Here is a 20502-nt window from a genome sequence, read left to right as displayed (position 1 = left end):
TACGGGCCGGTAACCTCGGGCCATGAGCAAGCCGCCGCGCCTGACCCTGCCCGCCGCCGCCCGCGCGTACCGCCTCGACACCGACCGCGGCTCCTTCGCCGTGCACGAAGCCGGTGAGCCGGTCCGGGGCACCGCCCTGCTGGTCCCCGGCTTCACGGGCAGCAAGGAGGACTTCATCGGTCTCCTGGAGCCGCTGGCCACCGCCGGATACCGGGTCGTCGCCGTGGACGGCCGCGGCCAGCACGAGACCCCGGGCCCGCGCGAGGAGGCCCCGTACGCCCTGGAGGAGCTGGCGCGGGACGTCCTCGCGCAGGTCCGCGCGCTGGGCGGGGACCGCGTGCACCTGGTCGGTCACTCGCTCGGCGGGCTGATCTCGCGCGCCGCCGTGCTGCGCGATCGCTCTCCGTTCGCATCGCTGACCCTGATGAGCAGCGGGCCGGCCGCGATCTCCGAGGAGCAGCAGTCCCGGACGAAGCTGCTGGTGGCCGCACTGGAGGCGATGGGCGACGACATGCCCGGGATCTGGGCGGCGATGCGGGCCCACGATCCCGAGGACGCGGTCGCGGACTCCCCCGAGCTCGCGGACTTCCTGCGCGAGCGGTGGCTGGCCACCGTCCCCGAGCAGCTGATCGCCACCGGCCGGACGCTGATCTGCGAACCCGACCGGATCGCGGAGCTGAGCCGGGTCGACCTGCCGAAGCTGGTGCTGTCCGGGGCGGTGGACCAGGCCTGGCCGGTGCCGCTGCTGGACGAGACGGCCCGGCGGCTGGGTGCGCGGCGGGTGATCGTGCCGGGGACGGACCACTCCCCGAACGCCGAGGATCCGGCCACGACGGCCCGTGCGCTGGCCTCGTTCTGGGACTCCTGCAGAGCGTGTAGTTAGGGAGTCAAAAAATTTCCTTAGCGTAGGGAATGATTGCGGCCTACACTTCGTTGACCCAGTGCAAGGAGAAACACTGACGAAGGGAGAAGCCCCATGCGCTTCGAGATTCTGCGCCTTGACGACGTCGACGGGTCCGCCCTGGACAGCACCGTCGTCGACGCGGCCTCCGTCAACCGGATCGTGCAGCAGGCCGCAGCCGTCGGCCAGCGCATCCTGATCCGACCGGCCGAGAGTGCGTCCTGCTGACGCACCGCACGAAAAACGTTCGCGCCCCCGCACCGATCCCGGTGCGGGGGCGTTCGCATGAGCGGCCGGGGCGTCAGCTGCCCCGGACGACCTGGAGCACGCCGTTGATGATCTGCTGGACGGCGATCGCCGAGAGCATCATGCCCGCGAGCCGGGTGACGAGGACGACACCGCCGTCCTTGATGACCCGGATGATCACGAGCGAGTAGCGCATCGTGATCCACAGCACGACGTGCATGGCGGCGATCGCGGCCCAGACCGAGACCTGCCCGGCGGCGCCGTCCGCCTTCTGCACGGCCAGGATGACGGACACGATCGCACCGGGTCCGGCGAGCAGCGGCATGCCCAGCGGAACCAGGGCGACGTTGACGTCCTTGGTCTGCTTCGGCTCGTCGGTCTTGCCGGTGAGCAGGTCCAGCGCGATGAGCAGGAGCAGCAGACCGCCGGCGATCATCAGCGCCGGAACGGAGACGTGCAGGTAGTCCAGGATCTGCTGGCCGCAGAGACCGAAGACGGCGATGACGCCGAAGGCCACGCAGACGGCCTGCCAGGCCATGCGGCGCTGCACCTTGACGGGGCGGCCGGAGGTCAGGGCGAGGAAGATCGGCGTGATCCCCGGGGGGTCCATAATCACGAAAAGCGTGAGAAAAAGGGATCCGAAGACGGCGAAATCAAACACAGTGATGCCTTGCAGGAGAGAGGGGTGTCGCGAAGGAAGAAGGGGGGACGGGTGGAGCGGGCCGGATCCGGCCGGTCAGCGCTCGCGTCCGCCGGCGCCCGGCACCGGGAAGGCCCCGGTGGCGCGGCGCGTGATCTCGCCGTAGATCTCGGGGTCGGTCGTGAACTCGCCGAGGCGGCAGGTCTTGCGGCTGCCGTGGTAGTCGCTGGACCCGGTGGCCAGCAGGCCGAGCTCGGCCGCCAGGCCGCGCAGCCGAGCGCGGGTGTCGCCGTCGTGGTCCATGTGGTCCACCTCGATGCCGTCCAGACCCACGCCGGCCAGGTCGGCCAGCGCCGACTCGGACACGCAGCGGCCGCGCTTGACGGCGGCGGGGTGGGCGAGGACGGTGACACCACCGGCCGCCTTGACCAGGCGTACGGCCTCGAAGGGGTCGAGCTCGTGCTTCTCGGCGTACGCGCGGCCTCCGTCGGCCAGCCAGTCCGGCGTGAAGGCGTCCGAGACGGTGCGTACGACGCCCAGTTCGACGAGGGCGGTGGCGATGTGCGGCCGCCCGACCGAGCCGTCGCCGGCGATCCGGGCCACCTGCTCCCAGGTGACGTCGACGCCGAGGCCCTGGAGCTTGCCGACCATGGTCCGGGCGCGCGGGGTGCGGTCGTCGCGGACGAGCTCCCGCTCCCGGGCGAACTCGGGCTCCTCGGGGTCGAAGAGGTACGCGAGCATGTGCACGCCGACCCCGTCGAGGCGGCAGGAGAGTTCGGCCCCGGTCACCAGCGTCAGCCCGGCGGGCAGGGCCGCGAGGGCCTCGCCGTGTCCGCGCACGGTGTCGTGGTCGGTCAGCGCCACCACGTCCAGCCCCGCGCCGGCGGCATTGCGCACCAGCTCGGCGGGGGTGTCCGTACCGTCGGAGGCCGTGGAGTGGGCGTGCAGGTCGATGCGCACAGCCTGGCTCCATGGGTCGCACGAACGGGGGACACTCCAGGATAACCGGGCGAAGGGGCCCCTCAGGCAGGGCCCAGGATGCGCGGGCTCAGGGCCCCGCACGGAAGGAGCTCGACCTCGGCGCCCGCGTCGCGCAGGTCGGTGAGGACGAGCTCGTCGTACATCAGGAGGCCGGACTGCTCCGGCCAGACGATCGCCCATAGCCACAGGCCGCGCGCCTCACCGGCGAAGACGGCCCGGTCGTCGGGGCCGCCCTTGACGTGCCACAGCGGTGTCGGGCGGCCGGCGGCGACCACCTTGGCGTGGGGCGGCGCCGACACGTCGATGGACGAGCCGGGATCCGGGCCGTCGATGCCCGCGTACCGCGCGCCGAGGCCCACGCCCAGCTCCTCCGCGATCAGCAGCAGCTCGCCGATGCCGCCCAGCGGGCCGGGACCGGAACAGGCCACCGCCGTCGCCCGGCCGCCGCTGCGGTCGTCACCGGCGGACGCGACGCCCGTGAACAGCCACCCCACCGGCAGCGGCCAGGGCATCCACACGGGCACCCGGGCCCGGTGCGCCACCACGCTCAGGCCTTCGACGCTCGGCGGGATGACGGGTTGCAGGGGGTGGACGGCGCCGTGCACCGCGCACTGCCAGGAGTCGGAGAAGAGTCCGGGCGCCCTGACCCGGCCGCCGCACTTCGGGCAACTTGGTTCACCCCTCATAGGAAGCCACGCTCCTCCCCGCCCGGCCCCCCGTCAAGGCAGCTCACCCGTCCGGGCTGTCAGTCCAGTGCGACAGCGGTACGCACAGGGTCTCTCAGGTCGGTCCCGCGCGCGAGCCAGCGCTCCTGGAGGGCGGCGGCCCCGTGCACGCGCTTCCAGGCCGCCTCGTTCGCCGTCATCGGCAGCAGCGGCAGGAAGTGCACCGGGTCCATGGGCTCGTCGAGTTCCAGGTCCTCGACCAGACCGCCCGGTTCCGCCACGAGCACCGAGCTGAAGGGGGCCCCGTCCCAGAGCGGCTCGCCCACGTCCAGCGAGGCGCCGGGGGCCACGATCAGCCCCTCGACCTGGGGGGAGGCGGCCAGCACCGCGAGCGGCCGCAGGAGTTTGTCGGTGGCCGCCAGCCCGGCCCGTACGGTCAGCACCAACTCGGCGCGCGGGCCCCGTACGGGGTCGGCGACCACGGCGGTCGGATCGGTCATCGGATGGGCGGACATCCCCAGGGTCGCGTACCGCACGAGGTCGCCCTCGGCGAAACGGAGTACCTCGATGCGGTCGGTGCCCAGGAAGGTGACGGCGGCTCGGGCGTCGGGTTCACCGAACGCCGTCCGCAGCCGGGCCTCCACAAGAGCCAGAATTTCTGCCATGAAGCGAGCATAGAACTCGTATCAGCCGGGTAAAGGGCGGGTCTTGACCATCCGTCGGCTGATAGTGTTGACAGCTGTTCGGGGCCGCACGCAGAAGCGGTGTCTCAGCGCCCCGGATACAGGACGTCCCTCACGGGGGACCGGCCGGAGGAGGTGGGGCTGCGGTGGACCGAAGTCGATCGTGCAGTACCAATCGCTCTTCCACTTCTGTGACGGGCGCATCCCGCCCCCTTTGATCCGCTCGATCCCCCTGATCCGCTGATCAGTAGAAGAGCGACGGCAGAACGTTGTCCTCCCGTCCTGTTCCCTCCCCCTGCCTGGGCCTGCCCGCCCGCGGTGGAGGGTCTCCCACCCGTACGGTCCGCAGCCGTGCGCGAGAAGGAGCCTGCCATGTCGATGCTGCCCTACCTGCGTGCGGCCGTTCGTCCGTCCCTGCGCAGGGCCACCCCCGTACAGCCCGGCTACGACGCCACCCGCGACCCCTCGGCGAGCAGCGCGGTGGTCGACTGCGCCGTGTACCGGGGCGGCAGGCGCGTACTGGGTCCGGCGTGTCTGACGCCCCGTGAGGCGATCCGCCGGGTCCGCGAGGACGGCGGATTCGCCTGGATCGGCCTGCACGAGCCGACCGAGGCGGAGTTCGCCGGGATCGCAGCCACCTTCGGACTGCACCCGCTGGCCGTGGAGGACGCGGTGCACGCGCACCAGCGGCCGAAGCTGGAGCGCTACGACGACACCCTCTTCACCGTCTTCAAGACGATCCACTACGTCGACCACGCCGAACTGACCGCCACCAGCGAGGTGGTGGAGACCGGCGAGGTGATGTGCTTCACCGGCCCCGACTTCGTCATCACCGTCCGGCACGGCGGGCAGGGGTCCCTCAAGGGGCTGCGCCACCGCCTCCAGGACGACCCGGACCTCCTCGCCAAGGGCCCCTCGGCGGTCCTGCACTCCCTCGCCGACCACGTCGTCGACGGCTACATCGCGGTCGCCGCGGCGGTGCAGGACGACATCGACGAGGTGGAGAGCGAGGTGTTCGCGGCGCCCGCCAAGGGCAGTGCGCGCGGCGGTGACGCGGGCCGCATCTACCAGCTCAAGCGCGAGGTCCTGGAGTTCAAGCGGGCGGTATCACCGCTGCTGCGGCCGATGGAGCTGCTGAGCGAGCGACCGATGCGACTGGTCGACCCGGACATCCAGAAGTACTTCCGGGACGTCGCCGACCACCTGGCGCGGGTGCACGAGCAGGTGGTCGGCTTCGACGAACTGCTGAACTCGATCCTCCAGGCCAATCTCGCGCAGGCGACGGTCGCCCAGAACGAGGACATGCGCAAGATCACTTCCTGGGCGGCGATCATCGCCGTGCCGACGATGATCTGCGGGGTGTACGGCATGAACTTCGAGCACATGCCCGAACTCCACTGGCGCTACGGCTATCCGATGGTGATGGCCGCGATCGCCGCCTCCTGCTTCACCATCCACCGCGCGCTGCGCCGCCACGGGTGGCTGTGACCCGGGCCCGTCCCGGACGCCCGCTCGCGCGCGGGGAGCGACCCCCTACGCTGTCGGCATGACTCTCAGCACGCTCGACCTCGCCCTCGTCGAGGAGGCCACCAAGAAGTCCGGCCTGATCTGGGTGCGCGGCGGCGGGGCCGACCGCGCCCTGTGGCACGCCTGGGTGGAGGGCGCGGCCCACGTGCTGGGCGACGGGCCCGGCGAGCAGCCGTTCCCGGGGCTGGCGGACGGCGCGACCGCCGAGGTGACCGTACGGAGCAAGGACAAGGGCGGCCGGCTGGTGGCCTGGACGGCGACGGTGCGGGAGATCGCGCCCCGCAGCGAGGAGTGGGCGGCGGCGGTCGCCGAGCTCAAGGGCAAACGGCTGAACGCGCCCGACTCGGAGAACATGACCGAGCGGTGGGCGCGGGAGTGCCGGCTGCTGCGGCTGGAACCGGAGTCGGTCCGGGACCGGCTGCCGGACGGCTCGCTGGTCGCGACCCCGCTGCCGTCCCCGGCGACGACGCGCCGGGCGATCCCGGCGGGCCTGCCGAAGCTGCTGCTGAAGCGGAAGAAGGCCGCCCGGGGCTGACCCTAGGGCTTGGTCGGGTTCGCGCCCTGGCCGGAGCCCTTCGAGGGGGCCGGGGCGGAGTCGCCGCCCTGGTCCTTGGTCGTGGGCAGCTGGGACCCGTAGTCGACCGTCTGGTCCTGCGCGGGCGCCTCCAGCGGGAAGGTTTTGCCCCACTCCGCGAGTTCCACCCGGCCGGCGCCGCCCGCCCGCTCCATCATCAACGGGTACGGGGTCCCCTCCAGCGAGACCGAGAGCTTTCCGCCCTTGCCCTCGTTCGCGGTGACCTGGACGGCGCGGGTGTGCCCGACCTTGGTGTACGAGCCCTTGGCGAGCTTCCCCTCCAGCCCGAGCAGCCCGTCCAGCAGCACGTCCATGTCGGTGAAGCCGCGGAACTGCTTGTACGAGGGGTCGCCCTCGGGCACCTTCACGTACTTGTCGCCGAGCTTGCCGGCCGAGTCGGACTGGCCCCAGAACGCCGCGCTCGCCTTCAGGTACAGCTGCTCCCCCACCCGCAGCAGCTGGAAGGTGTCGTCCTTCGACTTCACCTCGCCGGAGCCGCCGTCCGCCTTCAGCCGCATGTCGAGCGTGAAGGACTTGCCGCCGCTGACCAGGGTGCCGGACAGGTGCACCGAGTCGGCCTCCGTGGCGGCCGCCTTCGCCTTCGCCTCGATCTTGTCGGCGGAGAGCTTGCCGACGCCGTTCGTGCCCTCGTCGGGATCGTCCCCGCAGCCCGTACCGGTGACGGCGAGGCCTGCGCACAGCGCACCGATGAAGGCGGCCCGGCGCAGCCGCGCGGCAGGGAAGTAGGCGGTCACGGGTAGGTGCCTCTCGTCGGTCGTCTGCGAGCAGCAGGCAGCGTACCCGCCCGTACGCTTCGCCCCGCGACCGCGCCCCGGAGTGCACCGGCCCCCGGGCGGACCGCCCCACCAGGACGCTTGGCCGCGGCACGGGCTAGCCTGAGGCACGGCACGACTCTTGATCGACGCACTAGGAGGCGCTCGGATGGCTGCAGGCGCCCCGCGGATCTTCGTTTCGCATCTGTCGGGTGTGCCCGTCTTCGACCCCAACGGCGACCAGGTCGGCCGGGTCCGCGACCTCGTGGCGATGCTCCGGGTCGGCGGCCGTCCGCCGCGGCTGCTGGGCCTGGTGGTCGAGGTCGTCAGCCGGCGGCGGATCTTCCTGCCGATGACCCGGGTCACCGGCGTGGAGTCCGGGCAGGTCATCACCACCGGTGTCGTCAACATGCGGCGCTTCGAGCAGCGCCCCACCGAACGCCTGGTCCTGGGCGAGCTGCTGGACCGGCGGGTGACGCTGGTCGCGAGCAGCGAGGAGGTCACCGTCCTGGACGTGGCCATCCAGCAGCTGCCGGCCCGCCGGGACTGGGAGATCGACCGGATCTTCGTACGGAAGGGCAAGTCGGGGGCGCTGCGCCGGCGCGGCGAGACCCTGACGGTGGAGTGGTCGGCGGTGACCGGCTTCTCGCTGGAGGAGCACGGCCAGGGCGCCGAGAACCTGGTCGCCACCTTCGAGCAGATGCGCCCGGCGGACGTGGCGAACGTCCTGCACCACCTGACGCCGAAGCGGCGCGCCGAGGTGGCCAACGCCCTCGACGACGACCGGCTCGCGGACGTGCTGGAGGAGCTGCCCGAGGACGAGCAGGTGGAGATCCTCGGCAAGCTGAAGGAGGAGCGCGCCGCCGACGTCCTGGAGGCGATGGACCCCGACGACGCGGCCGACCTGCTGTCCGAGCTGCCCGAGGACGACAAGGAACGGCTGCTGACGCTGATGCAGCCGGACGACGCGGCCGATGTGCGCCGCCTGCTGTCCTACGAGGAGAACACCGCCGGCGGCCTGATGACCACGGAGCCGATCGTGCTGCGGCCCGACGCGACGGTCGCGGACGCGCTGGCCCGCGTACGGCAGGCGGACCTGTCGCCGGCGCTGGCGGCGCAGGTGTACGTGTGCCGGCCGCCGGACGAGACGCCGACGGGCAAGTACCTGGGCACGGTGCACTTCCAGCGGTTGCTGCGCGACCCCCCGTTCACGCTGGTCAGCTCCATCGTGGACACGGACCTGCCGCCGCTGCGGCCGAACGCCTCGCTGCCCGCGGTCACCACGCACCTCGCCGCCTACAACATGGTGGCGGTGCCGGTCGTCGACGAGAGCGGCTCGCTGCTGGGCGCGGTCACCGTCGACGACGTGCTGGACCACCTGCTGCCGGACGACTGGCGGGAGACGGACTTCCATTCCGAGGAGGCCGTCGGTGGCCGCTGAACGAGGACGCTTCGACCGGGGGCGCGGCGAGCAGGCGCGCGAGCGGCGCCGCGAGCAGATCCGGGAGCGGCGCGAACAGGCGCGGGTTCAGGCGCGCGAGCACGGGCTGGCGGCGGACGCGGCGGAACGTTCCGGCGAGCGAGCGGGGAAGTCGTCGGGCACCGGGTCGAGCGCGCTGACGCGCTCGCGGGTGCGCCTGGACCAGCCGCGCGCACCGCGCCGGTCGCTGCTGCCCGAGTACGACCCGGAGGCCTTCGGGCGGCTGTCGGAGCGCGTGGCGCGCTTCCTGGGCACCGGCCGGTTCATCGTCTGGATGACCCTGGTCATCATCGTCTGGGTGCTGTGGAACATCTTCGCGCCGGACGGCCTGCGGTTCGACCCGTACCCGTTCATCTTCCTGACGCTGATGCTGTCGCTGCAGGCCTCCTACGCGGCTCCGCTGATCCTGCTCGCGCAAAACCGGCAGGACGACCGCGACCGGGTCACGCACGAGCAGGACCGCAAGCAGAACGAGCGGTCCATCGCCGACACGGAGTACCTGACCCGGGAGATCGCCGCCCTGCGGATGGGCCTGGGCGAGGTCGCCACGCGCGACTGGATCAGGTCCGAGTTCCAGGACCTGATCAAGGAGATGGACGAGCGGCGTCTATTCCCCGCCGAACGTGACGAAGGCGACCGCTGAGAGGCTTACCTGCGGCCTGCTACCGAGCCGTACCATCGGGTACATGGCTACCGACACAAGCTCCGCCGCCGTGCCTGAGCAGGACGCGATCCTGGACGCGCTGGCGACGGTGAACGACCCCGAGATCCACCGGCCGATCACCGAGCTCGGCATGGTCAAATCGGTGGAGATCGGCGAGGGCGGCGCCGTCGCCGTCACGGTCTACCTCACGGTGTCGGGCTGCCCCATGCGCGAGACCATCACGAAGAACGTCACCGAGGCCGTCGAGAAGGTCGCCGGCGTCACCTCCGTCGCCGTCACCCTGGACGTGATGAGCGACGAGCAGCGCAAGGACCTGGCGGCCACGCTGCGCGGCGGTACCGCCGAGCGGGAGGTGCCCTTCGCCAAGCCGGGCTCGCTGACCCGTGTGTACGCGGTCGCGTCCGGCAAGGGCGGCGTCGGCAAGTCCTCCGTCACGGTGAACCTGGCCGCGGCGATGGCGGCGGACGGCCTGAAGGTCGGCGTGGTCGACGCGGACATCTACGGCCACAGCGTGCCCCGCATGCTGGGTGTGGACGGGCGTCCGACCCAGGTCGAGAACATGATCATGCCGCCGTCGGCGCACGGCGTGAAGGTCATCTCCATCGGCATGTTCACCCCGGGCAACGCCCCGGTGGTGTGGCGCGGTCCCATGCTGCACCGTGCGCTCCAGCAGTTCCTGGCCGACGTGTTCTGGGGCGACCTGGACGTGCTGCTCCTCGACCTCCCGCCGGGTACGGGTGACATCGCGATCTCCGTGGCCCAGCTGGTGCCGAACGCCGAGATCCTCGTCGTCACCACCCCGCAGCAGGCCGCGGCCGAGGTCGCGGAGCGGGCCGGCTCGATCGCCGTGCAGACCCACCAGAAGATCGTCGGCGTCGTGGAGAACATGTCGGGCCTGCCGTGCCCGCACTGCGACGAGATGGTGGACGTCTTCGGCTCGGGCGGTGGCCAGAAGGTCGCCGACGGGCTGACCAAGACGGTCGGCGCGACGGTGCCCGTACTGGGCTCGATCCCGATCGACGTCCGGCTGCGCGAGGGCGGCGACGAGGGCAAGCCCGTGGTCCTGTCCGACCCGGACTCCCCGGCCGGCGCGGCCCTGCGCGCGATCGCGGGCAAGCTGGGCGGCCGTGCGCGCGGCCTCTCGGGCATGTCCCTGGGCATCACCCCGCGCAACAAGTTCTGACCGGTCCCGCACCACGCGGAAGGGCGCCGCTCGCCGAGCGGCGCCCTTCCGCGTACCGGTGTACCGGTCCCGTCGCTACCCGCCACGGGTCACTCGTCACTGGCCACTGGTCACTCGTACGCACCGAGGTCCGCGATCGCGGCGAAGCCGAGCCCGTACGCGCTCATGCCGCGGCCGTACGCACCCAGGTGGACGCCGCTCCCGGTGGATCCGGCCAGCACCCACCCGAACTCCGACTCGCGGTAGTGGAACGGCGTCGGCTCCCCGTCCACCGGCAGCGACAGCGTGGACCAGTCCTCACCGGCCAGGTCGTCCGCCAGCTCCCAGGCGGCCTCGGTCTGCTGGTCAAGCCAGTCGTCGCGCAGCGAGTGGTCCATCTGTCCGGGCCAGCTGTACGCCAGCAGCCCGGAGCCGGCCAGCCAGGCCGCCGAGGCGACCGAGGTGGCCTCCAGCACGCCGGTGCCGTCCCCGCTGCGGCGCAGCGGGTTGCTCGCCACGGTGATGACCACCGCGAAGCGCTCCTTCTCGCCGGTGGCGATCTCGCCCCGGGCGGAGGGCTCGTCCCCGTGGCCGGTGGAGCCGTGCTCCACGGTGCCGTCGGCGGCTACGGCCACCTGCATGAGCCAGCGGGGGCCGGTGAAGGCCCCGTCCAGCCCGTACCAGGGGAAGTCTGCGGCCAGGAACCCGTCGGCCGTCCGGCGGGCCGCCGGTACGGGCGCGGCGGCCTCCTGTGGCTGCGTATGACTCTCTGGGCCGGTATCCGGCTCCTGGGCGGGTGCGGCGGGGGCGAGGGCCTCCGCGGTCTGCGCCCCTACCCGGCTGCTGCTCGTCGTCTCCATCTGGGCGGCCTCTCGTTCCGTGGGGTCCGGAACGGCCCTCCCCCTCGCTGCGCTGGGGGGACCCCCTCCCTCGGGCGTCCTGCCATCCGGACAGATGGAGGATAGCCATCCGACCGCGGATCGCCGGGCAGGCCGCGCGTCAGGTGGCGTCGGCGTCGAAGCGCGAGCGCTGGTCCACGGCGGGTGCGGCGGGCTTCTTCAGCAGGTCCGGGCCGGTCACGGCGGGCGTGGCGGCGGCGGCCGCCGGGGAGGCCGGATCGCCGTCGGCAGCCGAGCTCTTGACGGCATCCGAGACGTCGTTCAGCTCCTTGCGGAGATCGAAGCTGCTGCGGATCTCCTTGAGGTCCTCGTTCTCGGTCAGCTGCTTGCGGATGAAGGTCTTCGGATTGAGGTCCTCGAATTCGAAATCCTTGAATTCGGGGCCGAGTTCGGAGCGGATGTCATGCTTCGCACTGTCCGAGAACGCACGGATCTTCCGGATGAAGCCCGTGACGTCCTGAATGACCTTGGGCAGCTTGTCCGGTCCGAAGACGAGAATGCCGAGCACCACGATCGTGACAAGTTCGAGTGCGCCTATGTCGTTGAACACCTTGCCGCTCCTCGACTCTCTATCACTTCGGGCCCCGACACACGGTACCCGCCGTTGTCCACGGGCCCATACCTACGTACCGCCTCCGCCGCGGTTTCACCCGGCCGTCATGACAGGATCATGAGCCGTTCGCCGATCCGAGGACCACTTTCAGTGTGCTTTCGCGGCCGTCGCGGAGCACCGTGAGGGTCAGCGGGTCGCCCGGGCGGTGGGCCCGGATCTTGATGATCAGCTCGTCACCGCCGCGTACCCGCTGGCCGTCGACCTTGGTGATCACGTCCCCGGCCCTGATCCCGGCGCGCGCGCCCGGCCCGCCGGCGACCACGGACGGCTTGCCGTCCTCGCCCTTGTCCCCGACCCGGGCTCCGTCGCCCGTGTAGTCCATGTCGAGGGTGACCCCGATGACGGGGTGCGTGGCGCGGCCGGTGCGGATGAGCTCCTCGGCGACACGCTTGCCCTGGTTGATGGGGATGGCGAAGCCGAGGCCGATGGAGCCGCCCTGCCGGGTGGGGTCGTCCTTGTCGGCCCCACGGATCGCGCTGTTGATGCCGACCACGTGGGCCTTGGAGTCGAGGAGGGGACCGCCGGAGTTCCCCGGGTTGATGGGGGCGTCCGTCTGCAGTGCGTCGACATAGCTGATGTCGCTGCCGTCCCCCTTGTCGCCGCCTGCCGTGACGGGCCGGCCGGTGGCGCTGATGATGCCGGCGGTGACGGTGTTGGAGAGGTCGAACGGCGCGCCGATGGCCACCACCGGGTCGCCGACCTTCACGTTCTCGGAGTTCCCCAGGCTCAGCGGCTGGAGCCCGCGCACCCCGCTGACCTTGACCACGGCCAGGTCGTAGCCGGAGTCGCGGCCGACCAGCTCGGCGGTGACGCTCTCGCCGGTGCTGAAGGTGACCGCTATCTCCTTGGAGTCGGCGACCACGTGGTTGTTGGTCAGGATGTGGCCCTGCTGGTCGAGCACGAAGCCGGTACCCGTGCCGCTGCCCTTCGCGCCCCGCACGTGCAGGGTCACCACCCCGGGCAGGGCGGTGGCGGCGATCCCGGCGACGCTCTCGGGGGCCCGGCCCTTGTCTGCGGCGGCCGCCTGGGGCAGCTCCAGCCGGGTGCTGCTCTGCCGCTCGGCGAGCACGCCGAGGTAGCCGCCGATCCCGCCGGCGAACAGCGCCGTCCCGACTGCGAGGGCCACCACCTGCCACAGCCGGATCCCGCGCGGCTCCCGGCCCCGGTCCACGACCTGGAGGGGCTCCACGGCCCACGGGTCGTACCGCACCGGGCGGGCCGCGTCCCCCGCGTCCTGGGCGGGGGCCGCATCCTGGGCGGGCGCCGCGTCCTGGGCGGGCGCCGCATCCTGGACCGGTACGCCGCCGTCGGCGCCCGCCTCGTCCCCTGCTCCGGGCCGCGGCGCGGGAACGCCCTCGCGACGGCCGCCGTCGGCCGTCCCCTCGGGCCGGCTCCACCACTGCGGAGCCGGATCGGTCTGCTGCCTGTCGGCCATGGGCGCTCCCCGCGTACCTATGCGCATGTGCCGCAGATTCAATCAGGTCCCGCGTCAGCGCAGCAGGGAGACCGGACGGGCCGGAGTCTGCGGGGAGGGCCGGAGCGGCGGCAGCGGGGTCGCGACGGCCGACATGAGGCTGGGGACGGCCGCCGGGGTGGGCAGGCGGTCCCGGGCGCCCGCATCGGTCACGGGCAGGGCGGGACCGGGCCGGGAGGCCGGGGCCGGTGAGTCCCCGCGGAGGTTCTGGTCCGCCTCCAGCGGCAGTGAGCCGCCGAGCGCGAGTGCGGCCAGCGAGACGGCTCCGGCTGCCACGAAGGCGAACCGGCGGCGCGGACGGCCCACCTCGTGGATACGGAAACCCTCCTGCTGCTGCGGACGGGCGGCGACCGGCAGCCCGTACGCGAACGCCTCGAACGGGTCGCCCGCGGCGGTGCCGGGCGGACCGGCGGGGCCGGACGGGTCGTCGAGACCGCCACCGGGCAGTCCCTGCAGCCGCGCAAGCAGCCCGGCGGACAGCGGCGGCGGCGCGCTCTCCACGAACATGGTCTTCAGACGGCGCTGGGCATCGGCCTCGGCCTTGCACTTGGCACAGGTCGCCAGGTGGGCCAGGACCCGCTCGCGGGCGTCGTGCTTCAGCTCCCCGTCGACGAGTGCGGCGAGCCGGTCGCCCAGGTGCTGTTCGGCGGGGGACGGACTGACTTCGCTCACTCGGCTCCGCCCTCTCCCCCGGCGCCGGGGGCACCCATCGCCACCCCGGCCAGGGCGCGCTGCTCGGCGCGGGCCTCGGGGGACCGGTGCTTGAGCGCCTTGCGCAGGTGGGAACGGCCCCGGTGGATACGGCTGCGCACGGTGCCGAGCTTCACGCCGAGCGTCGCGGCGATCTCCTCGTACGACAGGCCCTCGATGTCACAGAGCACCACGGCGGCGCGGAATTCGGGGGCGAGGGTGTCCAGCGCCTGCTGCACGTCCGCGTCGAAGTGCGTGTCGTGCAGCACCTGCTGGGGCGACGGCTCACGGCTCGGCAGCCGGTCGGCGGCGTCGTCACCGAGCGCGTCGAAGCGGATCCGCTGCTTGCGGCGGACCATGTCCAGGAACAGGTTCGTGGTGATGCGGTGCAGCCAGCCCTCGAACGTGCCCGGGGTGTACGTGGACAGCGAGCGGAAGACGCGGACGAAGACCTCCTGGGTCAGATCCTCGGCGTCGTGCTGGTTGCCCGTAAGACGGTAGGCAAGGCGGTAGACCCGCGCGCTGTGCGTGCTGACGATCTCCTCCCACGAAGGGGGGGTCCACGCCTGGGAGCCCGCATCGGCGGCAAAGCTCGCGGTGGTTGCGGTGTCTGCGGTGTGGAAGCGGTCAGCAATGTAGGTCACGGATTTCGGCTCACCGGCCGACCAGAAGAGGCGTCTCAATATGCCCCCACGATCCACAGGCGCAGCCGCACCTCCCCTATCGGCTCTGGTGGTGTCCAGCGGAGTCCCTACCATAGCCACCCCCTCTGTCAGCTCCGGATAAGCGTTTTTGCAGTATCTTTACGCGAGACTTAGGCCCAGGAGCGGTCCCTGCCGTCGATCTGCCCGGCGGCGTCCCTTCTGATCCCGCTTCCACCCTGCACAACGCCCGGTCCCATCTGCGGGTTCCCGACGTCAACGGATACAGTCACCGTTGCGCCAACTATGGGGACAGGAGAGGGTCATTACCGGCAACCGGCAGACGAGCTGGGCGTTCGCCGACGCGTTTGTCGCCGAGGACGACGCTCTGCGATGGGCCCGCGACCGGTCCAGGGAAGCGGGCCTGAGGTCCGTCTCGCCCGGGACCGGGGCCGCGCTGCGCCTGCTGGCCGCCACCGCGGACGCCAAGGCGGTCGCCGAGATCGGCACCGGAACCGGCGTCTCCGGCATTCACCTCCTGCACGGAATGCGCCCCGACGGGGTGCTGACCACCGTGGATCCCGAGGCGGACCGGCAGGCCTTCGCCCGCCAGGCCTTCCGCGCCGCAGGCTTCGCGGGCAACCGCGCCCGCTTCATCCCGGGCCGCGCCCTGGACGTACTCCCCCGGCTCGCCGACGGCGGGTACGACCTCGTCTTCTGCGACGGGGACCCCTCCGAGTCCCTCGACTACCTCGCCGAATCGTTGCGGCTGCTGCGCCCCGGCGGACTGGTGTGCTTCGAGGGGGTCTTCTCCGACGGCCGTACGGTCGACTCCGCGGCCCAGCCGGTGGAGGTGCTGCGCGTCCGCGAGCTGCTGCGCAGCGTCCGCGAGAGCCCCGCCCTGGAGGCCGCGCTGCTCCCGGTGGGCGACGGCCTGCTGTGCGCCGTGCGCCGCTGACGCCGCGGAGCACCCGGGCCCGCCCGCGGGTCCCGTCACCGGCTCGGGATCAGCTCAGGAGGGCGTAGGTGAGGGCCGCCGTGCCGCCGAGCGCGGTGCCTGCGAGGAGCTGGGCCGGGGTGTGCGCCTTCAGCACCAGCCGGGACCAGCCCACGGCGGCGGCGACCAGGGCCGCGGGCAGCGCCGGGGCCCCGAGGACGAGCAGCAGGATCATCACGGTGCCGCCCGCCACCGACATGTGGATCGATATCTGCCAGACGACCGTGACCAGCAGCGAGGACACGAGGCCCACCAGCATCGCGACGACGAGCGCGAACACCTCCCGGGGGGCGCCCAGGACGTGCAGGAGGGCGATCCCGGCAACGACGGAGACCAGGCTCAGGACCATCGGGACGACCCGCTGGCGCCGCACCCGTATGTGCTGGTCGGTCAGCGCGCCCCGGCGGACACCCAGGGCGATGATCCCGATCGGGACCACCCCGCAGAACAGGGCGGCGAACAGACCCCAGCCGAACCCGGCCCACGACGTGGTGCTGTGCCGTCCGACGAACAGCAGCAGCGCGACCACCAGGTTCGCCGGGGCCAGCACGTCGGAGAGGATCCGGGCGGCCTTCTGGCGGGGCGTGCAGTCGGCGAAGGCGGGAGGCGCGGGCGGCGCGAAGGTCACGGCACGGCTCCGGAATGGTCGGGTCCGGGGAGGACGACACAACGCTGCCCCGGCCGCGCATCGCGGTCGGGGCAGCGCAGAGAATGCAGAAACGCAGAAGGTGGAAGTGCTGTCAGTGTCCCCGGGGGGTCAGCCGACGACCTTCTTCAGGGCGTCACCCAGGGCGTCCGCCTCATCAGGGGTCAGCTCGACGACAAGCCGACCGCCGCCCTCGAGCGGTACGCGCATGACGATGCCCCGCCCCTCCTTGGTGACCTCGAGCGGGCCGTCGCCCGTCCGCGGCTTCATGGCCGCCATGCTCGTTCCCCTTCCTGAAACCAGCTCATCGTCAGCCGACGGCCCCATTCAGGCGCCTAGTACCCGGCATCGAACACATTGCTTCCCAGCCATTATCCCGCATGTCAGGACCCGATGACCAACATCGCCCGGGAACGCTTGGGCAACGCGCTCGGCCAAAACCACTCATTTCGGGGATCCGCCTGCGATACTTCGCCGCCGCACCGGGAAAGCGGCATCCGCTTTCTTTGACGCACATCACATGTGCGTGCCACGTCCGGTCCGCCATGCTGACCCTTGTACCGGACAGTACCGACCGGTAGCCAAGCCCGCGACGAAGGGGGACCCCCTGCCATGGCCGACAGCGTGCTCTACGAAGTGACCGACGGACTCGCCACCATCACGATCAACCGCCCGGACGCGATGAACGCGATGAACACCGAGGCCAAGGTCGCCCTGCGCGACGCGGTCCGGGCGGCGGCCGCGGACGAAGCGGTACGGGCCGTCCTGCTCACCGCGGCCGGCGACCGGGCCTTCTGCGTGGGCCAGGACCTGAAGGAGCACATCGGGAACCTCGCCTCGGACCGCGAGACCGGTACCTCGCTGACCATGAGCACGGTCGCCGACCACTACAACCCGATCGTGCGGGCGCTCACCGAGATGCCGAAGCCCGTGGTGGCCGGGGTCAACGGCGTGGCGGCCGGAGCGGGCTTCGGCTTCGCGCTGGCGGCGGACTTCCGGGTCGTCGCCGACACCGCCTCCTTCAACACCTCGTTCGCCGGCGTGGCGCTGACCGCCGACTCCGGGGTCTCGTGGACCCTGCCCCGGCTGATCGGCGCCTCCCGCGCCTCGGACCTGCTGCTCTTCCCGCGTTCGATCAAGGCGCAGGAGGCGTACGAGCTCGGCATCGTCAACCGTCTGGTGCCCTCGGAGTCCCTGCACGCCGAGGCGGAGGCCGTGGCCCGCACCCTGGCCGCCGGCCCGACGGTCGCGTACGCCGCGCTGAAGGAGTCCCTGGCCTACGGGGCCTCCCACTCGCTCTCCGAGGCCCTGGCCCGCGAGGACGCCCTCCAGACCCGTGCGGGGGCCTCCGAGGACCACGCCATCGCCGTCCAGGCCTTCCTCGCGAAGCAGCCGCCGAAGTACCTCGGCCGCTGAACCGCGTGCCGCGACCCGGACCGGCCCGGCTAGGCCGTGGCCGGGTCGCGGAAGGCGCAGTCGGCCAGATGGTCGTTGACCAGGCCGCAGGCCTGCATCAGGGCGTAGGCCGTCGTGGGGCCGACGAAGCGGACGCCGGCCTTCTTCAGCGCCTTGGCGAGGGCCGTGGACTCCGGTGTGACCGCCGGGACCTCGGTGACCGTCGGCGGGGCCGCTCCCGGTTCCTCGGGGGCGTGGGACCAGATCAGGGTGTCCAGCTCCCCCGGCTCCCATCCGGCGAGGACCTTCGCGTTGGCCAGCGTGGCCTCGATCTTGGCCCGGTTGCGGATGATCCCCTCGTCGGCCAGCAGCCGCTCGGCGTCGCGGTCGTCGAACTCCGCGACCGCCGCGATCGAGAAGTCGCGGAAGGCTTTGCGGAACCCCTCGCGGCGCCGCAGGATCGTCAGCCACGACAGCCCCGACTGGAAGGCCTCCAGGCACAGCCGCTCGTACAGGGCGTCGTCGCCGTGGACCGGACGGCCCCACTCGGTGTCGTGGTAGGCGACGTAGTCCGGGGTGGAGAGCCCCCACGGGCAGCGCAGCAGCCCGTCCGCGCCCGCCACCGGACCGCTCACCGCTCACCGCCCTTGCTGAGGTCGACGTGCCCGGGCGCGTCCGCCGGGGCGGCGGCCGCGGGCGCCGCCGCCGCGGCGCTCAGCTGCGCGATCCGCGCGTCCCGCTCGGCCAGTTCGGCCGCGAGCCGCTCCAGTACGTCGTCCACCTCGGCCATCCGGTACCCGCGCGGGGCGACCGGCAGTCGCAGCGCGTCGATGTCCGCCCGCACCACGGGCCGGGTCTCCGGCAGCCCGTCCGCCACCCGGTCCGGCTCCGCTTCCGGCAGGACGGCCTCCGAGCCGCCGCCGATCACCGCCAGGGTGACCGCTGCCACGACCACGACCAGCGCGATCATCAAGAAGAAGAACACGATCAACTCCCCTGAGAGACTCCGGCCACCAGGTTAAGGTCGCTGGCGAGGCGCAAGGGTCGCCGAAGGAGGAAAGAGCAGAATGCTGCGACTGGGCAGGCGTGAGTTCGACACCCACGAGCCGGTCATCATGGCCATCGTGAACCGGACGCCGGACTCGTTCTACGACCAGGGCGCGACGTTCCGCGACGAGCCGGCGCTGGACCGGGTCGAGCACGCGATCGCCGAGGGCGCCGCGATCATCGACATCGGCGGTGTCAAGGCGGGCCCGGGCGAGCACGTGGACGCGGCGGAGGAGGCGCGGCGCACGGTCGGTTTCGTGGCCGAGGTCCGGCGCCGCCACCCGGACGTGGTGATCAGTGTGGACACCTGGCGGCACGAGGTCGGCGAGGCGGTGTGCGAGGCGGGCGCCGATGTCCTCAACGACGCCTGGGGCGGCGTCGACCCGAAGCTGGCGGAGGTCGCCGCACGCCACGGCGCGGGCCTGGTCTGCACCCACGCGGGCGGTGTCGAACCGCGCACCCGGCCGCACCGGATCGCGTACGAGGACATCATGGAGGACGTCCTGCGCGTGACGGTCGGGCTGGCGGAGCGGGCGGCGGCGCTGGGCGTCCGCCGGGACGCCATCATGATCGACCCCGGTCACGACTTCGGGAAGAACACCCGGCACTCGCTGGAGGCCACGCGCCGCCTGGACGAGATGACGGCCACGGGGTGGCCGGTGCTGGTCTCCCTGTCCAACAAGGACTTCGTCGGGGAGACCCTCGACAAGCCGGTCAAGGAGCGCCTGCTGGGCACCCTGGCCACGACCGCGGTCTCGGCCTGGCTCGGCGCGCAGGTCTACCGCGTCCACGAGGTCGAGGAGACCCGGCAGATCCTGGACATGGTCCGCTCGATCCAGGGCCACCGGCCCCCGGCGGTCGCCCGCCGCGGCCTGGCCTGAGGGCCGACGGCCGACACGGTCGCCCGCCGCGGCCCGGCCCGAGGCCCCGACGGCCGGTCGCCTTCCGGTGCCGGGTCGGGGCCCGGGCCGGAGACGGCCCGGGCCGGGGGGTGCTACTTGCCGACTTCCTTCGTCACCAGTGCGATCGCCTCGTCCACGTCGTCCGTGACGTGGAACAGGTAGAGGTCCTTCTCCGAGGCCTTGCCCTGGGCGATCACCGTGCCCTTCAGCCAGTCGATCAGGCCGCTCCAGTACTCCGTGCCGAACAGCACGATCGGGAAGCGGGTGATCTTCTGGGTCTGGACCAGGGTCAGCGCCTCGAACAGCTCGTCCAGGGTGCCCAGGCCGCCCGGCAGGACGACGAAGCCCTGGCTGTACTTCACGAACATCGTCTTGCGGACGAAGAAGTACCGGAAGTTCAGCCCGAGATCGACGTGCTGGTTGAGCCCCTGCTCGAAGGGGAGCTCGATGCCGAGGCCGACCGAGATGCCGTTCGCCTCGCGGGCGCCCCGGTTGGCCGCCTCCATCGCTCCCGGACCGCCACCGGTGATCACGGCGAAGCCGGCGTCGACCAGCGCGCTGCCGATCCGTACGCCCGCGTCGTACTCGGGCGAGCCCTCCGGCGTACGGGCCGATCCGAACACGCTGATCGCGGGCGGCAGCTCGGCGAGCGTGCCGAAGCCCTCGATGAACTCCGACTGGATGCGCAGGACCCGCCAGGGATCGGTGTGCACCCACTCGGAGGGCCCGGCGGAATCCAGCAGCCGCTGGTCCGTCGTACTGCCCTCCTGCACCTGACTGCGCCTCCTCAGCACCGGCCCGAGCTGCTGCTCCTCGGGCCGACGACGAGCGGAACCCTCGGGACTGCCGTGGTTGCCCATGCTGTGCTCCCTCCTGCTGATCGTTGGATCAGGGTAGGCGCA

At 72.0% G+C, this 20502-nt stretch carries 25 protein-coding genes; 10 read left to right on the top strand and 15 right to left on the bottom strand.

From position 1 onward, the window contains the following. Positions 1–22 precede the first annotated feature (22 nt). Positions 23–883 carry an alpha/beta fold hydrolase gene (locus IE257_RS25280; protein ID WP_189972229.1) on the top strand — a complete coding sequence of 287 codons (861 nt, stop codon included), beginning with the start codon at positions 23–25 and terminating at the stop codon, positions 881–883. Positions 884–976: 93 nt separating this feature from the next. Continuing rightward, on the top strand, positions 977–1129 hold the full coding sequence (locus IE257_RS25275; RefSeq protein WP_189972228.1) for a DUF8834 family protein: 153 nt from the start codon (positions 977–979) through the stop codon (positions 1127–1129). Positions 1130–1202: 73 nt separating this feature from the next. Here IE257_RS25275 and IE257_RS25270 read toward each other — a convergent pair whose 3' ends face one another. The 4 genes from IE257_RS25270 to IE257_RS25255 form a co-directional block, all read right to left on the bottom strand. Continuing rightward, positions 1203–1808, bottom strand: coding sequence for a MarC family protein (locus tag IE257_RS25270; RefSeq protein WP_189972227.1), 606 nt, complete (start codon positions 1806–1808; stop codon positions 1203–1205). A gap of 75 nt (positions 1809–1883) precedes the next feature. Beyond that, positions 1884–2747, bottom strand: coding sequence for a PHP domain-containing protein (locus IE257_RS25265; RefSeq protein ID WP_189972226.1), 864 nt, complete (start codon positions 2745–2747; stop codon positions 1884–1886). A gap of 62 nt (positions 2748–2809) precedes the next feature. After that, positions 2810–3454: a DUF6758 family protein gene (locus tag IE257_RS25260; RefSeq protein WP_189972225.1), complete on the bottom strand. Its 645-nt coding sequence runs from the start codon at positions 3452–3454 to the stop codon at positions 2810–2812. Between the two features lie 59 nt (positions 3455–3513). Then, positions 3514–4098, bottom strand: a complete 585-nt coding sequence (locus IE257_RS25255) for a suppressor of fused domain protein (protein ID WP_079406035.1) — start codon at positions 4096–4098, stop codon at positions 3514–3516. A gap of 390 nt (positions 4099–4488) precedes the next feature. Here IE257_RS25255 and IE257_RS25250 point away from each other — a divergent pair, with 390 nt between their 5' ends. Continuing rightward, positions 4489–5604 carry a magnesium and cobalt transport protein CorA gene (locus IE257_RS25250; protein WP_189972224.1) on the top strand — a complete coding sequence of 372 codons (1116 nt, stop codon included), beginning with the start codon at positions 4489–4491 and terminating at the stop codon, positions 5602–5604. A 58-nt stretch (positions 5605–5662) separates the two neighbouring features. Continuing rightward, positions 5663–6178 (top strand): hypothetical protein, encoded by a 516-nt coding sequence (locus IE257_RS25245; RefSeq protein ID WP_189972223.1) that lies wholly within the window; start codon positions 5663–5665, stop codon positions 6176–6178. A gap of 2 nt (positions 6179–6180) precedes the next feature. Here IE257_RS25245 and IE257_RS25240 read toward each other — a convergent pair whose 3' ends face one another. Next, a complete protein-coding gene (locus IE257_RS25240; RefSeq protein WP_229920649.1) occupies positions 6181–6972 on the bottom strand; it encodes a hypothetical protein in 792 nt (263 codons plus the stop codon). 187 nt (positions 6973–7159) lie between these two features. Here IE257_RS25240 and IE257_RS25235 point away from each other — a divergent pair, with 187 nt between their 5' ends. The 3 genes from IE257_RS25235 (at position 7160) to IE257_RS25225 (ending at position 10317) form a co-directional block, all read left to right on the top strand. Beyond that, a complete protein-coding gene (locus IE257_RS25235; protein WP_189972222.1) occupies positions 7160–8431 on the top strand; it encodes a magnesium transporter MgtE N-terminal domain-containing protein in 1272 nt (423 codons plus the stop codon). Between the two features lie 106 nt (positions 8432–8537). After that, positions 8538–9113 carry a DUF1003 domain-containing protein gene (locus tag IE257_RS25230; RefSeq protein ID WP_372453137.1) on the top strand — a complete coding sequence of 192 codons (576 nt, stop codon included), beginning with the start codon at positions 8538–8540 and terminating at the stop codon, positions 9111–9113. 43 nt (positions 9114–9156) lie between these two features. Beyond that, complete coding sequence (locus IE257_RS25225; RefSeq protein WP_189972221.1) at positions 9157–10317, top strand: Mrp/NBP35 family ATP-binding protein; 1161 nt, start codon at positions 9157–9159, stop codon at positions 10315–10317. Positions 10318–10427: 110 nt separating this feature from the next. Here IE257_RS25225 and IE257_RS25220 read toward each other — a convergent pair whose 3' ends face one another. The 5 genes from IE257_RS25220 to sigE form a co-directional block, all read right to left on the bottom strand. After that, positions 10428–11156: a hypothetical protein gene (locus IE257_RS25220; protein WP_189972220.1), complete on the bottom strand. Its 729-nt coding sequence runs from the start codon at positions 11154–11156 to the stop codon at positions 10428–10430. A 139-nt stretch (positions 11157–11295) separates the two neighbouring features. Next, positions 11296–11745: a sec-independent translocase gene (locus IE257_RS25215; RefSeq protein WP_189972219.1), complete on the bottom strand. Its 450-nt coding sequence runs from the start codon at positions 11743–11745 to the stop codon at positions 11296–11298. A gap of 118 nt (positions 11746–11863) precedes the next feature. Further along, a complete protein-coding gene (locus tag IE257_RS25210) occupies positions 11864–13243 on the bottom strand; it encodes a S1C family serine protease (RefSeq protein ID WP_189972218.1) in 1380 nt (459 codons plus the stop codon). A gap of 54 nt (positions 13244–13297) precedes the next feature. Next, positions 13298–13954: a zf-HC2 domain-containing protein gene (locus IE257_RS25205; RefSeq protein ID WP_189972217.1), complete on the bottom strand. Its 657-nt coding sequence runs from the start codon at positions 13952–13954 to the stop codon at positions 13298–13300. Next, positions 13951–14730, bottom strand: a complete 780-nt coding sequence (sigE, locus tag IE257_RS25200; protein WP_189972216.1) for an RNA polymerase sigma factor SigE — start codon at positions 14728–14730, stop codon at positions 13951–13953. The genes IE257_RS25205 and sigE overlap by 4 nt, the downstream gene beginning before the upstream one ends. A 178-nt stretch (positions 14731–14908) precedes the next feature. On the opposite strand from sigE, the gene IE257_RS25195 reads away from it, so the two are divergent. Further along, positions 14909–15571, top strand: coding sequence for an O-methyltransferase (locus IE257_RS25195; protein WP_030385883.1), 663 nt, complete (start codon positions 14909–14911; stop codon positions 15569–15571). Positions 15572–15620: 49 nt separating this feature from the next. Here the strand turns inward: IE257_RS25195 and IE257_RS25190 are convergent, their stop codons facing one another. Both IE257_RS25190 and IE257_RS25185 read right to left on the bottom strand, forming a co-directional pair. Next, a complete protein-coding gene (locus IE257_RS25190; protein WP_189972215.1) occupies positions 15621–16238 on the bottom strand; it encodes a hypothetical protein in 618 nt (205 codons plus the stop codon). 129 nt (positions 16239–16367) lie between these two features. After that, the gene (locus tag IE257_RS25185; RefSeq protein WP_003966491.1) at positions 16368–16535 is read right to left on the bottom strand and encodes a DUF3117 domain-containing protein; all 168 of its coding nucleotides are present in this window, start codon (positions 16533–16535) and stop codon (positions 16368–16370) included. Between the two features lie 333 nt (positions 16536–16868). On the opposite strand from IE257_RS25185, the gene chcB reads away from it, so the two are divergent. Beyond that, entirely contained in the window at positions 16869–17672 is an 804-nt protein-coding gene (gene chcB, locus IE257_RS25180) for a 2-cyclohexenylcarbonyl CoA isomerase (RefSeq protein WP_189972214.1), read from the top strand. Positions 17673–17701: 29 nt separating this feature from the next. Here the strand turns inward: chcB and IE257_RS25175 are convergent, their stop codons facing one another. Next, positions 17702–18286, bottom strand: a complete 585-nt coding sequence (locus IE257_RS25175; RefSeq protein ID WP_189972213.1) for a DNA-3-methyladenine glycosylase I — start codon at positions 18284–18286, stop codon at positions 17702–17704. Then, entirely contained in the window at positions 18283–18642 is a 360-nt protein-coding gene (locus IE257_RS25170; protein ID WP_189972212.1) for a DivIVA domain-containing protein, read from the bottom strand. The genes IE257_RS25175 and IE257_RS25170 overlap by 4 nt, the downstream gene beginning before the upstream one ends. Positions 18643–18718: 76 nt before the next feature. On the opposite strand from IE257_RS25170, the gene folP reads away from it, so the two are divergent. Further along, positions 18719–19579 (top strand): dihydropteroate synthase, encoded by an 861-nt coding sequence (folP, locus tag IE257_RS25165; protein ID WP_189972211.1) that lies wholly within the window; start codon positions 18719–18721, stop codon positions 19577–19579. A 113-nt stretch (positions 19580–19692) separates the two neighbouring features. Here folP and IE257_RS25160 read toward each other — a convergent pair whose 3' ends face one another. Next, positions 19693–20460, bottom strand: a complete 768-nt coding sequence (locus IE257_RS25160) for an LOG family protein (protein WP_189972210.1) — start codon at positions 20458–20460, stop codon at positions 19693–19695. Positions 20461–20502: the final 42 nt, after the last annotated feature.

The organism is Streptomyces avidinii (assembly GCF_014650695.1).
In the GTDB taxonomy this organism is placed as follows: Bacteria; Actinomycetota; Actinomycetes; order Streptomycetales; family Streptomycetaceae; genus Streptomyces; species Streptomyces avidinii.
The sequence above is the reverse complement of the archived record's forward strand: the minus strand, read 5'-3'. Positions and strand labels throughout refer to the sequence as shown.